We start from the raw sequence: 15117 nt of genomic DNA, 5'->3' as shown, positions 1-15117 counted from the left end.
GAGGCGTATGTGAAATCTTGGTTAATTATTGGTGTTTTTCGATAATTCCTTTGAGAGCATCTTTCGAGTTCAGACCAACCACTTTATCAACCGGTTGACCATCTTTGAAGAAGATCAATGTTGGAATGCTCATTACGCCGAAGCGGGAAGCGGATTCCGGATTTTCGTCCACATTGACTTTAGCAATTTTCACTGCATCGCCAACTTCGGTGGACAGCTCTTCCAGGATTGGAGCGAGCATTTTACAAGGACCGCACCAAGGCGCCCAGAAATCAACAAGAACCGTTCCTTCGCCTTCGACTTCAGCGTTGAAGGATTGATCGGATACGTTAACAATAGCCATGAAATTGTCCTCCTTATATATACTTACGGTTTATTTTAACCTGTAACGTCGTGAACGACACTTCCAGTATAACACAGGTACTCTAATGTTGTGAAATGAACGCATCAATGTTCATCTTCCCAACATCAAATCTTCACAATTGAAGAACTTGCAGGTTCGCTGCAAAATCTTTACAAACGCTTTCTTTTCCAAGTATACTAAAATTACTCCGGGCTTCAGCTACCTGTAAGGGCAAGCTGTTATCCCCATAAGGAGGCAATACCATGGATGCAAATGTGCGGATCAACGACCCGCGTGAACATGTGAACGAGGAACCCCGTAACGATCTGTTTGATCTGATTGCGGGTGTTGCTGGCATGGCCGGCCTGATGACGGTTATCTTTTTCGGAATGGTGATTTTCAAATTTATCACCGAATAGGATCTTCAGGCTGCACGCAGGCCAGAAAAGCCCGGTTTTCGCGACAATGCGAAAGCCAGGCTTTTTTTGGGACTATAGGAGTAAAAAATAGATCAGATCGGTAACATAAGTAGAAATTAACGTTTGCCCCGCTGATTCTCACCCCGAACCGAGATGACATCAACAAACGGACGAATCCGGTCCATCAAACGCTGGCCTTTGTTCATTTCCTCGCCGTCCCTACTGGTGAAGCTAAGATGTTTCTCCAGCCCATCCAAGTTGTAGTTGGACGTGTAAAATGTAGGTTTGCGATTCATACGGTAGTTCAGAATGGAACCCATCACATGATCCCGAACCCATGGGTTCAGATTTTCTGCCCCAATATCATCAAAAATGAGCAGATCACAGCTTTTCAAAATATCCGTCGTTTCCTTCAGCTTGTTTCCTTCACTGATCATGGATTTCAGATCCTCCACAAAATCAGGCATGTAGATAATAACACCTGTGTGGCCCACAACCGCGAGTTCATGCAGCAGATAACACATCAGAAACGTCTTGCCCGTTCCAAATGATCCTTCCAAAAACAGTCCTTGCGGAGACAATCCATTCTCCTTGGTGTCGTTAATATAACGCAGAACCTGGTTCACCGCCGGAGCACGCATCCGATCCTTGCCCATAATTTCCACATCGTTATATCCTGCATTGAGCGCACGCTCGTCCACATAGAAACTGCGGATTCTTTGCTTGATAACATGCTCATTTTGCCGGGCGATATGCTTGGAACAAGGTGCTTTTTTATCTATAATTTCGGGTTTACCGTTAAAATGCTCTACTTCCAGTTTGCAAAAGTGACCCTGGAAATCGTTAGGACAGTTGTCGAGCCCCGGACAGTTCGCACAGTTCTTCGAATCTTTGGCATACTGATACAGCTTGCTCAGATCGGTAATAAGCTGTGCATCTTTCAGTTCAGGATGACCTGCGCGGAATTCGCGTACGTACGGATCTTCCATCAATTCCGCCGCAATCCGCCGCGACTGTTCACGAAAGGAAGGATTCAGCTGCTGAAGCAGTCCTCCCAAGGATTCCATGGCTTCAAGCCCCCTTAATAGTTTCAATATAGAATGAACAATTGAATTTTACGATGACCATCATGATGGCAGGGTAACCTTCGATCGCTTATAATTCTACTGTTCATTCTATATAAACTTGAGGAATAACTCAACATTTTCAGCTGGAAAAAGCATTATCCATTCCATGACAGTACGCAGAACTTCGGTTAGACACTACACAAAAAATCGATCCAATCACGCTTGGAAAATTAGCGACGCAACCCCACCGTAACAATCTCACAAGGTCCCGCTTGAAGAGCCCATTCTTTGCTAGCCAAGGCAGCGGAAGATTCATTTACCACCGAATCATTCAGTTTGCCTGTCTCTTCTTCCAGAATGTTGCTCTGATATGCATCTTCCAATGCTTGCGGGATGGACTCAGAAGCAGCAAACTTCAGCTCAGTTGTATTCGACCCCATATTATACCAACGCAACATCAGATCACCCGAATCCTCGTTCACCTTCAGTGAAGAAAACGCAAGACCTTCCCCTTGCCACTCAAAAGGTGTGTTGCTTGGCGTCAGGAATCCCGGATGTACGTTCGTCTGAGCCAAAGTCCATGGAATCTGGAACTGGTAAGCTTCAATGTATGCTCCGGAGGTTGCTCCGTTCCCGTCATGAGGGATAATCTCCATCTGGAAGGAATGCTCACCGAGACACTGAGCTTCCGGTGTAGGGAACAATCCCCAGTCTCCAAGCTCTCCCACGGCACGAAGCAGTGTCACGGCAATCGTATTCCGCCCATCCTCAAGAACCTCATATTCATTCAAACCGAGATTGGCTACAACCAACCCAACCTGATCCTCGCTTACATCAACAAAACTTTGCTGATGCTGGGTATTGCTCGGATTCTGCCATTCCGGTGCAGGCGTATTATCGCGAGTAGCAATTTCGAACATCGAGTCAACGTGATGAACAGCCGATGTCAGATCCGTCGGGAAGAGTGCCCGCACCCGATGATCCTTCGCCTGATTGTTGAAAGTTGTTTCGAGCTTGATGCCTTTTCCACTGCGGCTTAACGACACAATGGTTCGGATCTTGAGCGTAACCATTTGTTTGGAACGTTGAGCTTTACGATGTGGATAATAAATCAGTTCCCGCTGCTCACGATCAAGCGATTCGTCAGCGGATTCAGGAATTTCCCAATGATGAACAATTTCGTACGAAGCTCTGTAAGGCGCATCTTCAATAACCCGAATTTCTGCCCGAAGATCCTTCGTAGTCAATGCCACTTCATTCTCCGGTTGCTTGAACATGTACTCATTGCCGATATCACCGACATTTTCATACACGCCAAGATCTTTATACGTCCGGCCTGTCCGTTTATCTGTGAGTGCAAAAGATCCATTGTCTGCAATATTTACGATAAAATATTCATTTTCCATGCCACGTTCACCACGCAGCAGTGTATTTGAATTCGCAGCATTGCTGTCCATGCGGACCAAAGCATACGTCTTCAGGCCAAGTGCAGGCACATTCTCTGCTTCAAACGTAATGCTGACCCGACGGCAGCTATATGGCTGACGGAATCGATCATCAGGCAGATCATAGCCGAATTGCAGACCCAGATCCTCTACCGTACACGGAACTGGTTTGCCTTCTTCATCCACCAAAATACGACCTGACAGGTCAATGGCGTTCATTTTGGCTGCCATATCTTCCAATGAGAAACCATCACGGAAGTACAATCGGGCCGCATCCAGTTCAATCTGAACTACACCGCTGCGCTCCCATCCCGAAGTGTTAAACACAACCACAGGCCGCGCTTCCTCACCATATCGTTCAAATGTTGAAGTATCCACAGCTGCAGCGATTTGGCTGGTGCTATCCTCAATCAGGGCCTCAGCCACATGACGGCTCTTATCAAACCGGGTGACCATCTCGCGATGCACCTCGTCTACGCTACAGCCACAGATGCTGTCATGCGGATGATTCTGCATCAACGTTTTCCACGCATAGGTAAACTGATCATGCGGATATGGATGACCTAGCAGATGCGCGAACGAAGCCAGGGGCTCAGCCACCTTTTCCAACATGGATTGGCCCAGTTGGTTCATCTGTTTCAGATAAACGCGTGCGGAAGCTGTGTTCACCAAAGTGCCCCAGCCATCGGTACGCTGGCTGCGCAGCTCTCCTTTTACAACAGACAGCTCCTGAACCGCAGATGCTTTCAACGCTGACAGATAGTCCGGGAAGTTGGAGTGAACAAACTCGATATCGGGATACAATTGTTCAGCCATACGGATGGCTTCAGGCAGATCCTTCTGAATCGGCTGGTGATCACATCCATTCATGTACAGCAATTCATTGGTCGATGCATATTTCTCCGCGTCAGCCAGCTTGGTTTCCCAGAACTTGCGAGCTGAAGCTTCGTCCACCGGAACTTCATTCCCGTTAGAGTACCAGTTGGCAAATAAAACACCGAGCACTTTAGATCCATCCGGACCTTCCCACATCAGCTCTGAGAAACTGGATTCGTATCCATCGTCAGACACCATGTTGTTGAAGCCCGTTGGCTTCACGCCTCGCCCGAAAAAGACATTATCGATGCCCGATTGCAGCATAAGCTGCGGTGTCTGTCCTACAAGTCCGAACGTATCTGGGAAGTATCCGATCTTTGAAGGTGTTCCGTATCGTTTGGCATCACGATGTCCAACCTGCATATTACGTACGTTCGCTTCACCACTGGTCAGGAAGGCATCCTGCAAAATATACCAAGGCCCAATGACAATCCGCCCATCGCGAATATGCTTCTCTAACCGTTCCTTCTGCTCCGGTCTAACCTGAAGATAGTCATCGATGATGATCGTCTGGCCGTCCAGGTAGAAGCTTTTAAAATCCGGCCCCTGATCGAGCTGATCCAGCAAGGCATCCACCAGTTGCACCAATCGCATATGATGTTTCTCATACGGCAAATACCATTCCCGATCCCAGTGCGTGTGAGAAATAATATGCGCTCTTTTCGATTTGCTTGTTGGTTTGGTCATTGTATTATTCCCCCTCTACCTCTTGTTGTACAATCTCTACTTCATCCGGACGATATACGGCTTGCAGCTGTCCGGCAGCATCTGTGGCAAACAGCACGGAGCGATTTTTCTCCAACAGGAACGTATATATGGCTCCCGTACGTGTATCTCTGACTTTCACCTCATGATTCAAAGCGAACTCCGATACAAATACGTACAGATTGCCTTTCGGGAAGCTCAGCTTCCGGCCATAAATCCCTGCCAGATCACCGCCAGATATCCATTCCAGTTCATTTTCAATACCAGCCACTTCTGACGCATATCGATACAGGTCAGCCAGCGGCTCATCCCGGCCGTTCAGCTCCAGCGGCAGCGGGCTCCAGATCAACTTGCCTTTGCCTAATGGTAGTACGACTACTTCATCAGGTGTATGATTCTCCGCATGAAGCAACGTTTCCTTCGCCACCTCGGCAATACGGCGACGACCATACGTGACGCGGTGATTCACACCGTTAATATTCAGCATTTCTTCTCGTTGTACGTTGCCCAGACTGCGCTGGCCAACAAGATGGTCTGCCCGATCACTTCTCTTCCAATAAGCATCCAACCCGAGCGGGCCAGTAATAAGCAGCGTAGCTCCTTCATTCTCCGCGAAGTTCAATAGCTCGCTTAAGGCATCGCTGTCCATGTTGTGCGGGCTCGGAACCATGATCAACTTCGGAGGTTGCTGCTTCAATGCTTCCAGATGATACTCGGATACAGCACGGAATGGCTGCTTCAGTTCATAAGCCATCACACGTGTCAATTTTGTGGTTGCATCGTAGGCCAGGGAACGGTTCGAGAAATCGTTGGAATACGGGAAGACCACCGCAATTTCCTCCAGCTCGCGATCGGTAAACAGGTCTCGAATCTGCTCCATGAATCGGCCAAAATCGTAAGACACATCGGCTTCAGGTTTTTCTGTACCGTCCGCTCTCAGCGCTCCAATATGAGATTCATTGGCATTATCCATATAAAAGTTCGTATTCCATATCCATTGCACAGCTCCGGCTCCGCCTGTTGAGAAGGCATAAGCGTATTTGCGCTCCAGAATGCTATGAAGCTCTTCCTCTGTACGTTTGGCCCGTCCATCCGGAGTTTCCACATACATGATGCCTGTCTCCTGAATGAGATTAGGTTTATGTGGTGTTTTGGCGAAAATGCCGTCCCAGATCAGGTCATCGTTGAGCCACCAGGAATGCACGGTTGTATAATCCACTTCCCGCTCATAGAAGAACGGTGAAGGACGCTGTGCTCCCAGAGCTTCATCCTGCCCCACGGTAACCAAATGATGGGGAACAAGATCCTTGATCGTGCCTACAAGCTCTCTCGCCCAAACATTATGCATCTCCATCGAGAAGAGACAGTAATCAAGCCAGCGTGTTCCTTTTTTAGCCTTGTGCATGTCCTGTACATCGAAATTGATCTCTTCCGGTTCAGGAATGACTGCAGCGGTAAAGTCAGGGAGCTTTTTAGGTGACATGTTCCATGCCTCCTGCAACGCTTCAATCGTCTGATGCCGCTGCTGAAGCCACTCGATAAACGCCTGCTGTTCATATGAATCTCTTGCCGAACGTGGCCCATCGGAGAATATGCGCACAGGATCAAACATCGACGGTTCATTAATCAAGTCCCAGTCCACATGTGTGGAATGTCTGTGACGACTAACAATGCTGCGAATGAATCGTTTCTGTGCATCTACACTCTGCGGGTCCAAATATGGATTTGTTCCTTCCCACGTCTCGGGTGTAAAGGAGAAAAAGGTAAACGTCACTTGAAGACCATGCCGTTTTGCCGTTAACAGGAACGCATCAATAGCACGCAGTACATCCTCGGACATGTGACCATCCACCTGCATCATGTTGCGATAGGCAGTCCAGATTCCGGTCCGAATCCAGTTAATGCCGGCTGCCGCCATCTGTGCCATATCCCGATCCCACACATCCGCATTGGGAAGGAACAGGAATTTCCGTGCCACGTCTGAGGTCATGTAAGTCATACCAACCACAGGCAATGGACGACCGTCTTTGATAAAATAATCTCTGCTGCGTGTGATGACTTCCCCTTCTGCCAACAACGCTGCGTCCTGACCCCAGAAGCCCTGCCGCAGTATGCGAACTTCTCCATCCGGTGCCTGAACACGACCGACGATTCGATACAGCCCGCTCTCGATTGAAAACGGAAGAAGAATACGTTCAAAACGCTGTTCGCCGGAAAGTTCCATCTCCAGTTGATGATTCCATACCTTCTCTACCGTGCCGTTTGTGCGATCTTCCCGTTCAACGGTTAAATCAAACGTCCAAAGTTCCGGCTCACTTCTTCTGCTACCCGCACGCTGTAGAATTTGGGTTTGGAGGATCAGTGAAGCTCGTTCACCCAATTCATACGAAGCATAGTTCGGCTTCAGAGATAGCTCGGTTACACCTTTGGCGCAATACTGCGCCCAGTTCACCATTTCGGCTGCTCCGTTCTGTTCCCAGAAGGCAGCCGTCAAAGGCAGATGCACAAACAGCCAGCGCGAACCGGCAAACGTACTGCGGGAGTTTTCCCATAATACGATTGGGGCAGCAATGCTGCGACCATCCTTGCTACGGCCGCGAAGCAGCGGAGAAATCTGCGTGCTCATCGGACCTGAGGAACCCATCTGATGTGGCAAATCGCTTGTTTTGGTTGTATGAGGTACCAGATTCCATGTATCCGCACTCTCGAACAGTCCCTCTTTGCCTGCAAGAAGTGGAATATCTTCTGAGGAAGTTAGTGAATCCACTTTGGCTGCGGATACCTTTAACGCCTCATGAATATAAAGTTCCTGATGATACGCCGTTTGTTCCGACTCGGAAATCCATGCCCCATTCTCCTGACGAACAGGACGTTTGAATGGTGCGCCACCAATGCTGATCAGACTTCCGCCCTGATGAAGAAAAGCTGCAATTGCGGTCCAAGCGGATTTTGGAAAATAAGGCGCATGCAGGTTCACGAAACACCCTTCACCTGCCGCTGTGCTCAAAGCCGAAGCCAATTCATCCGCGCCCACAACGATGATCTCTTCCGATGCTTTCCATGAATCAAGAGCACCTTGCGTTGGCAAAGTACCCTCCACTGGAAACGTTGGATCAGAGAAAATAATCAACTTGGTTCTCTTCACCTGTGCGCTACTCATAGCAAACCATCCTTCATGGATTTATAGACCAACTGGGAGAACAGGCTGTTGGACCAAGCAAACCATTTTCTCGTAAAAATCGTCGGATCATCGGCATGGAAACCTTCATGCATATATCCTGTATCCGCATCCGTTGCTTCCAGCATCCGAATGATTTCGAGCTTCTCTTCAGCAGACTGGGCCGTCAATCCTTGCATGGACAGACCCATATGCCAGATGTAATCCGGCGGTGTATGCGGGCTGCCGATTCCTTTGGCAACTTTGCCTTCATAATAGAACGGATTCTCTTTGCTGAGCGCAAAACGTCTCGTATTCTGATAGATCGGATCATCCGCTGTGACGTAACCAAGATAAGGAATGGACATCAGTCCCGGTGTACCCGCATCATCCATCAGGCAGTAGTTGCCAAAACCATCCGTCTCATAAGCATAGATCGGGCCAAATTCAGGATGGCGGTAAATACCGTACAGCTGAATACCATGATCTACTTCCGCTTCCAGATCCTTAAGCTCCTGCAGGAACTCCATATCCCGGAATACCCACTCCGCGAACTCCTGCATCTGACGCAGGGCAACGACGGCAAACATATTGCCTGGAATGTTGTAATGGAAATCACACGCATCATCACTGGAACGGAAACCGGACCAGATCATGCCTGTGTAATTGACGGGCATGCCTCGTCCGTTATTGCGGATTGAATCCGTAGCAATGCCGTTATTGCGGGTAAAGCTGTATGGTGATTGCTCCATGTGATGCTGCTCCACCCGGAACAAATCCACGATTTTGCGCATGGCGGCTTTGAAGCTGGAATCGAAAATATCCGTCAGTTCAGTTTCTTTCCAATATAAATAAGCGAGACGCACAACAAAGCACAAAGAATCAATCTCGAATTTGCGCTCCCACACCCAAGGTGACATCTCGGTCACGTCGGTGGTGTTCCAGTGCCAATCATTTGCTGTCTCGTTGAAGGCGTTGGCATATGGATCAATATGAACGTACTGGATATGCCGCTTGATCAGACCGCCAATAATGCGTTGTAGGTCTTGATCTTCCTTGGCAAATGGAATGTAATGCACCACTTGCTCCACGGAATCACGCAGCCAGGAAGCTGGAATATCGCCAGTGATGACAAAGGTCGTGCCGTCGTCCATTAATTTCGTGGTTGTTTCAATCGTATTCGGGAAACAGTTCTTGAATAGTTGAAGCAGCTTCGGTCGATGCGCCAGCTTCTGCTCTGCTTCTTCCATTACAGCCTGTACGGCTTGTGGCAATGCAACAGTTGGCATCGGTATTTTGGGTAGTCTGAATTGTTCCATGAATGAGTGCACTCCTTAAACAAATTGAATGGTGTAGCTGTAGCAAGATAAACCCATTAACTGTACACTAGGACACTACGATTGCAGTACCATCATCCGATCGCTGTTATCCCCAGATTTTTTTGGTTCCCTTCTCCAAAGGGAAAATCCGGGGATAGCGTATGCTTCCGATGCAGCTTTCTTTCAGAAAGCTTTTAGGCGAACACTCCGTTTCTTCATCTGGTTCTGCACTCTCCGTTATCGTGTACATGTTTTAATTCATCTTACATAGCTCAAAAATATTTCAAAAAGGTTTACCGTAGTAGCACGGTTTTTATTTCGTAAGGTTTAAAAGATAATGCAATCTGACCATTGGTGCTATCCAAAGGCTCGCCTGCTTCTTCCAATGCATTGGAGAGATAAGCTTGCTCAAATGCATGCGGCCATTGCAGCGTCACACGTTCACGTGTGCCCGAAGACTCATAGAAACGGAGCACTATACCGTTTCCTGCCTCTGCCGGTTTGACCGTATCCAAGATGACATGGCTGCTATCGAATTCAATCCATGCTCCAGTTGCCGGGCGTACGCCTGCGTTCTGGTCCACCTGATGCACAGGCACTTCATGGTTCAATTCGGCTGCCTGACGTACTGTATGTGCACTTCTCCAGTCGCCTTCATGTGGATACAGGGAATAAGTGAAATCATGTTCTCCAATATCCGCAGTCCGGTCAGGCCATCTCGGTGCACGCAACAAGGAAAGGCGAATCGTGCTTCCCTGTACGTCGTATCCATATTTGCAATCATTGAGCAGACTGACGCCATATCCGTGCTCGGCGACATCTGCGAAGCGGTGTCCGCACACTTCATACTGAGCCTGCTCCCAACTCGTGTTGCGATGAGTTGGACGCTCCAATGCACCAAATGGAATTTCATAGGTTGCTTTGGAAGTCACTATATCGATCGGGAAGCCCACTTTGAGCAATTTATGATCTTCATTCCAGCTTACATGGGTTTTGAAATCGATCCGTCGATTGTCATGATAGAACACCATATCCTGTGTAATCACAGACTGATGAAGCTTCCACTGAAAACGAAGTACGTCCTTCGTAGTACCTGCCAAAACCAGTTTTTTCTCCAAGAGCTCCACTTCTCCAGCAACCTGAGCCTCATAACGGCTGTCGATATCCCAGGCATCCCAGAGCGTCGGACGGTCATGGAAAAAGTGAAATTGATTGCCGCGTTCACCTGGCTTCAGAATCTCGCGTTCTGCTGTCTTGTCCCACAAGCGGGATATCTCGCCAAGCTCGTTAAACTGAACATGGTAATACTCGGTTTCCCATGTATCTGTAAAGTTCTTTTGCCCAGCAATGCTCGCCATTTCCCGTACATTTGTTTCCCTTGCATTTTCCGGTACGAGCCAAATCGTCTTATGACCAAACGCTGGAATATCCGTCACTAGAACCGAAATTTGGCCATCTTCCCGATCCATGCGCAAACGCTGACCTTCTTCATCGATGACGTAACGATCCAATTCATCGTGGAAATGAAGTTGAACGACTTCACTTCGATTCCAACCAAGGCTGTTGAAAACAACATAAGGAACAGAACCCTCTGGCCCCTGCGTATTAATTCCCCTCGTTAATGCAGCTACACCTTGATTCAGTCCTTCTCTACCCAATTCGAATACCCGAATATACTCCTCATCCGACGTTACATAGGATTCTGTTATGGCCGAACCAGGGATAATATCATGGAATTGATTCAGCAAAATCAGCTTCCATCCATCATGCAGCGCCGAACGTACTTCAGCATCCTGCTGCGGCTCCATATCCGGTAGGGCAAGTGTGTTCCAGAGCTCCGCTTCGCGATAAAGCACCTCAGCCTTCCGATTGTTGCGCTTATTGCGGCCATGGGTCGTATAGGTACCCCGGTGAAGCTCCAGATACAAGTCGCCATGCCACTTCGGAAGATCAGGCTGTGCCTTCTCGATTCCTTCAAAAAAGGCTCCGGCGGTACTATAACCATTCTTCGGTTGGCCCACCATCAACTCGGAACGGTCCACGTACTCCAACATCTCTCGCGTCACGCCGCCGCCACCATCGCCATGCCCGTACAGAAGCATATGCTCAGGATGCGCCGCCTTCTCGCGGTATGACTGCCAATGATCATGAATATCCTTCGGCAGCGTATGCTCGTTAACACCATGATTGAGATAAGACAGGATGGACGTACCATCAATGCCTACCCAGTGGAAAAGATCATGTGGAAATACGTTCGTATCATTCCATCCGAGCTTGGTCGTCATGAAGTACTCCACATTGCCATGCTTCAAAATTTGAGGCAGGGAAGCACAATAACCAAATGTATCTGGCAGCCATTCAATCTGTGATGTTTTGCCGAACTCCTCCATATAGAAGCGTTGACCATATAACATCTGACGAATCAGGGATTCCCCGCTCGGAATGTTCAGATCCGGCTCAACCCACATACCTCCAACCAGTTCCCAGCGTCCTTCCGCAATGCGTTTCTTTACCCGTTCATACAGTTCGGGATCATGTTCCTTCAGAAAAGCGTACAGCAAAGGCTGGCTCTGGGAATAAACATAATCCGGGTATTCATTCATGAGTGCATCCACCGTGGAGAATGTACGACTGGTCTTGCGCACCGTCTCACGTACAGGCCACAGCCAGGCAATATCAATGTGCGATTGCCCCACCATATGCTCCAAGCCTTCGGCGTTTCCACCAATCTCTCGCACTTCATGGATCAATCTTTCTTCGATACTGTGGATGTCATTCCCCTGCTTGACAGCCTCTTCTGTCAGGCCAACAAATTGATCCATTGCCCGATAGATCGCTTCCAGCAGGCGTACACGACGGAAATCACTTTCCGGCAGCAGCACCGCGGAATCACGCACAATCGTGACCGTGTACATCAGACTGCGAACAGGTTCATTCGGTCGCACCAGCAAACTGCTAATCGATGTAATCGGCGGCTGAATAACCGCTTGTTGGTTCAGTGGATCTACAGGCTCGGGTACCGGATCGAATAACTCAATCTCAAGTTCAGGCTGAGCCCCTACTCGTGAAGGGTCAAGTGTTACATACGTATGATTACGATCCAGCCCCTGATAAGAGTGTCCATTCACCCGAAGCAAGCCTTCCCCACCGGATTCAAATACAAGTCCGTAAGGTTCTTTCTGCCAGGAGGCAGGTACATCCAACCGTGTCCGGAAGAAATAGGTCGTTCCCTGATCACTTGGGAAACGATTCAACCCCTCTCCTTCTGGATAAGCCTTCTGATCTTCATATTGCCCTGGCACTTTATAATAAGCGCGGCTGATGTCCCAGCTGCGCAGCTCCATTTGCTCCAACCACTGACGTTCGGACAACTCGCGAATAAATCGTCTGATGCGTTCCATTTCCTTACGCCTCCTCTACCGTCAGCTCGGCGAACTGCGTATCTTTCACATGTCTTCCGATATGAATATGGAATTGTCCTGGTTCAACGACAGGCGTGAGATCACGACCGATATATTGCAGCTGCTCCGCTCCAATATGGAAGGCTACCGTCTTCGTCTCTCCAGGTTCCAAAATCACTTTTTCAAACCCCTTCAGCTCTTTGGCTGGACGTGCCACACGGCTAACCACGTCGGATACATACATCTGAATGACTTCTGCACCTCTGCAAGACCCTGTATTGGTGACTTCTACTGATACGGTGACTGTCTCGTTGGCCGTCATCGATTCTGTACTTAGCTTCGGCTCACTGTAATCAAAAGTAGTATAGCTGAGCCCATATCCGAATGGATAACGAGGCTCCAGATCCTCTTCCAAATAACGCTTGCCGCGTGAACGTTTGCCATTATAGTAAATCGGTAATTGACCCACATGCTTCGGAATGGATATCGTCAGTTTACCGGACGGATTCACTTCACCGAACAAGATGTCCGCAATGGCATGCCCACCCTCTTGGCCTGGGTACCATGCTTCCAGAATGGCATCGGCATGTTCATCCACCCAAGGCTCGGTGATCGGGCGACCGTTGATATAAACAATGACAAGTGTTTTGCCAAGCTTGTGAATCTCTTGAATCAGCTCCAGCTGGACTCCTGCAAGCCCAAGCGTCATGCGGTCAATGCCTTCTCCACACTCCATGTCATTCCATGAGTTATCGGACACATTGGAAGCACCTGTCTTCAGATCGATGGTTCCTTCACCAAAATCACGGGCACTCGAGCCGCCAACGACCATGATGACCGTATCTGCCTGACGTGCAGTTTCTATTGCGTGCTCGAACCCTTCTCTCGAATCACCCTTGATGCGACATCCCGGTGCATAGAGAACCTGATTTTCACTATTCGAATGTCCAACTGAGCCTTCCCCTGCGTGCCCACTCTCACTTACAGCAAGCTTACTGTGGATGCCATCCAGCACCGTAGCCACTTTGGACTTCGGTTGGGGGGATGTATAATCGCCCAACTGGTTGTAGGCTTGGTCTGCATTAGGACCAATAACAGCAATTCGGCCCGCTGTTGCCGTCGACAGAGGTAATGTTGCAGCTTCATTTTTGAGCAAGACCACACCTTCTGCAGCCAATTGGCGTGCCAGTTGAATATGTTCTTCACTGCCAATGACTTCTGCCGCTCGATCGGCATCCACATAAGGCTGCTCGAATAATCCCAGCTTGAATTTCAGTGCCAGCACACGGCGGACAGCCTGATCCAGTACATGCATTTCAAGTTTGCCTTCCGAGATCGCTTGCACCAGATATTGTCCAAACATCTCACCGGACATTTCCATATCAATACCTGCCTGAATGGCCTGTACGGATGCTTCCAATCCATCTGACGCCACATCATGCCCACTTGCGAGCATGTTGATGGCACCGCAGTCCGTAATCACCAGACCGTCAAAGCCCCAATCTTTTCGCAGAACGTCATCCAGCAGCTCCGTATTAACCGTACACGGGATACCGTCGATTTCGTTATAAGCCGGCATAATGGATTGAGCACCTGCTTCAACAGCTTTGCGGAACGGATACAGATCTACTTCCAGCAGCTCACGCCAGCCCATATGCACTGGTCCCGCATTGCGTCCACCTTCCGAGCTGCCATAACCGACAAAGTGTTTCAGTGTAGCCGCTACCGCATCCTCTTGGTCCAAACGCTCGCCCTGAAGTCCTTGCACGGAAGCAACAGCTAGCTCACCAATAAGATACGGGTCTTCGCCAAAGCATTCCTCGGTACGCCCCCAGCGTGGATCACGTACAACATCCAGCACCGGAGAATACGTTACCGCACCACCTTGAGCACGCGTCTCGCGAGCGACCGCCCGGCACATGTCACGGTAAAGATCCACATTCCAGGTACTTCCCAAGAGGAGGGGAACCGGATAGACCGTACCATCAATCGCCATATGTCCGTGCGAGCATTCCTCTCCGATCAGAATGGGAATCCCCAGTCTGGACTGCTCTACAGCATGACGCTGAATAAGGTTTACTGCTTCTGCCCCTTCTCTGGCAGACAGTCCATTTTCAAGCGTAACACCCGTCCATGGATCTGCACGAAGTGCACCGTACAGGGAGCCTACTCCCCCGTTTTCCACCTGCTGCTTAAAGGATTCATTCAGCGTGATGTTCCCTTGATCATTCGTATATGTCTGCCAACCAAAAGGCTGGATGAGTTGTCCCGCCTTTTCTTCCGTCGTCATTAAGCTCAGCAGATGTTCTACTCGCTCTTCCACGGATTTGCTTTTATCCTTATATATCATCATCCTTCGACGCCTCCACCCTATAGAAGTGATTC

Annotated in this window: 8 protein-coding genes; 1 reads left to right on the top strand and 7 read right to left on the bottom strand. The window is 49.0% G+C overall.

Annotation, left to right across the window (positions count from 1 at the left end):
* Positions 1-25 precede the first annotated feature (25 nt).
* Complete coding sequence (trxA, locus tag CS562_RS20325; protein WP_036605788.1) at positions 26-343, bottom strand: thioredoxin; 318 nt, start codon at positions 341-343, stop codon at positions 26-28.
* Between the two features lie 263 nt (positions 344-606).
* On the opposite strand from trxA, the gene CS562_RS20320 reads away from it, so the two are divergent.
* The gene (locus CS562_RS20320; protein WP_090810527.1) at positions 607-762 is read left to right on the top strand and encodes a YqzM family protein; all 156 of its coding nucleotides are present in this window, start codon (positions 607-609) and stop codon (positions 760-762) included.
* Positions 763-878: 116 nt separating this feature from the next.
* On the opposite strand, the gene dnaI is transcribed toward CS562_RS20320, so the two are convergent.
* The 6 genes from dnaI to CS562_RS20290 all read right to left on the bottom strand — a co-directional run bounded on the left by dnaI (position 879) and on the right by CS562_RS20290 (position 15085).
* Complete coding sequence (gene dnaI, locus CS562_RS20315; protein ID WP_053783224.1) at positions 879-1829, bottom strand: primosomal protein DnaI; 951 nt, start codon at positions 1827-1829, stop codon at positions 879-881.
* Positions 1830-2059: 230 nt separating this feature from the next.
* Positions 2060-4837, bottom strand: a complete 2778-nt coding sequence (locus CS562_RS20310; RefSeq protein WP_099858052.1) for an alpha-mannosidase — start codon at positions 4835-4837, stop codon at positions 2060-2062.
* A gap of 4 nt (positions 4838-4841) precedes the next feature.
* Positions 4842-8015, bottom strand: a complete 3174-nt coding sequence (locus tag CS562_RS20305) for a beta-galactosidase (RefSeq protein WP_099858051.1) — start codon at positions 8013-8015, stop codon at positions 4842-4844.
* Positions 8012-9331: a glycoside hydrolase family 125 protein gene (locus CS562_RS20300; RefSeq protein WP_099858050.1), complete on the bottom strand. Its 1320-nt coding sequence runs from the start codon at positions 9329-9331 to the stop codon at positions 8012-8014. Before CS562_RS20300 ends, CS562_RS20305 begins: the two co-directional genes overlap by 4 nt.
* A gap of 293 nt (positions 9332-9624) precedes the next feature.
* Positions 9625-12732, bottom strand: a complete 3108-nt coding sequence (locus tag CS562_RS20295) for an alpha-mannosidase (RefSeq protein WP_099858049.1) — start codon at positions 12730-12732, stop codon at positions 9625-9627.
* A 4-nt stretch (positions 12733-12736) separates the two neighbouring features.
* Positions 12737-15085: a glycoside hydrolase family 3 N-terminal domain-containing protein gene (locus CS562_RS20290; protein WP_180287192.1), complete on the bottom strand. Its 2349-nt coding sequence runs from the start codon at positions 15083-15085 to the stop codon at positions 12737-12739.
* Positions 15086-15117 lie beyond the last annotated feature (32 nt).

Origin of the sequence: Paenibacillus sp. LK1 (assembly GCF_002750415.1) — a bacterium.
Classification (GTDB): domain Bacteria; phylum Bacillota; class Bacilli; order Paenibacillales; family Paenibacillaceae; genus Paenibacillus; species Paenibacillus taichungensis.
The sequence above is the reverse complement of the archived record's forward strand: the minus strand, read 5'-3'. Positions and strand labels throughout refer to the sequence as shown.

Coding starts and splice junctions, on each gene's coding strand:
- trxA (WP_036605788.1), bottom strand. CDS start 343: ATGGCTATTGTTAACGTATCCGATCAATCCTTCAACGCTGAAGTCGAA.
- CS562_RS20320 (WP_090810527.1), top strand. CDS start 607: ATGGATGCAAATGTGCGGATCAACGACCCGCGTGAACATGTGAACGAG.
- dnaI (WP_053783224.1), bottom strand. CDS start 1,829: ATGGAATCCTTGGGAGGACTGCTTCAGCAGCTGAATCCTTCCTTTCGT.
- CS562_RS20310 (WP_099858052.1), bottom strand. CDS start 4,837: ATGACCAAACCAACAAGCAAATCGAAAAGAGCGCATATTATTTCTCAC.
- CS562_RS20305 (WP_099858051.1), bottom strand. CDS start 8,015: ATGAGTAGCGCACAGGTGAAGAGAACCAAGTTGATTATTTTCTCTGAT.
- CS562_RS20300 (WP_099858050.1), bottom strand. CDS start 9,331: ATGGAACAATTCAGACTACCCAAAATACCGATGCCAACTGTTGCATTG.
- CS562_RS20295 (WP_099858049.1), bottom strand. CDS start 12,732: ATGGAACGCATCAGACGATTTATTCGCGAGTTGTCCGAACGTCAGTGG.
- CS562_RS20290 (WP_180287192.1), bottom strand. CDS start 15,085: ATGATGATATATAAGGATAAAAGCAAATCCGTGGAAGAGCGAGTAGAA.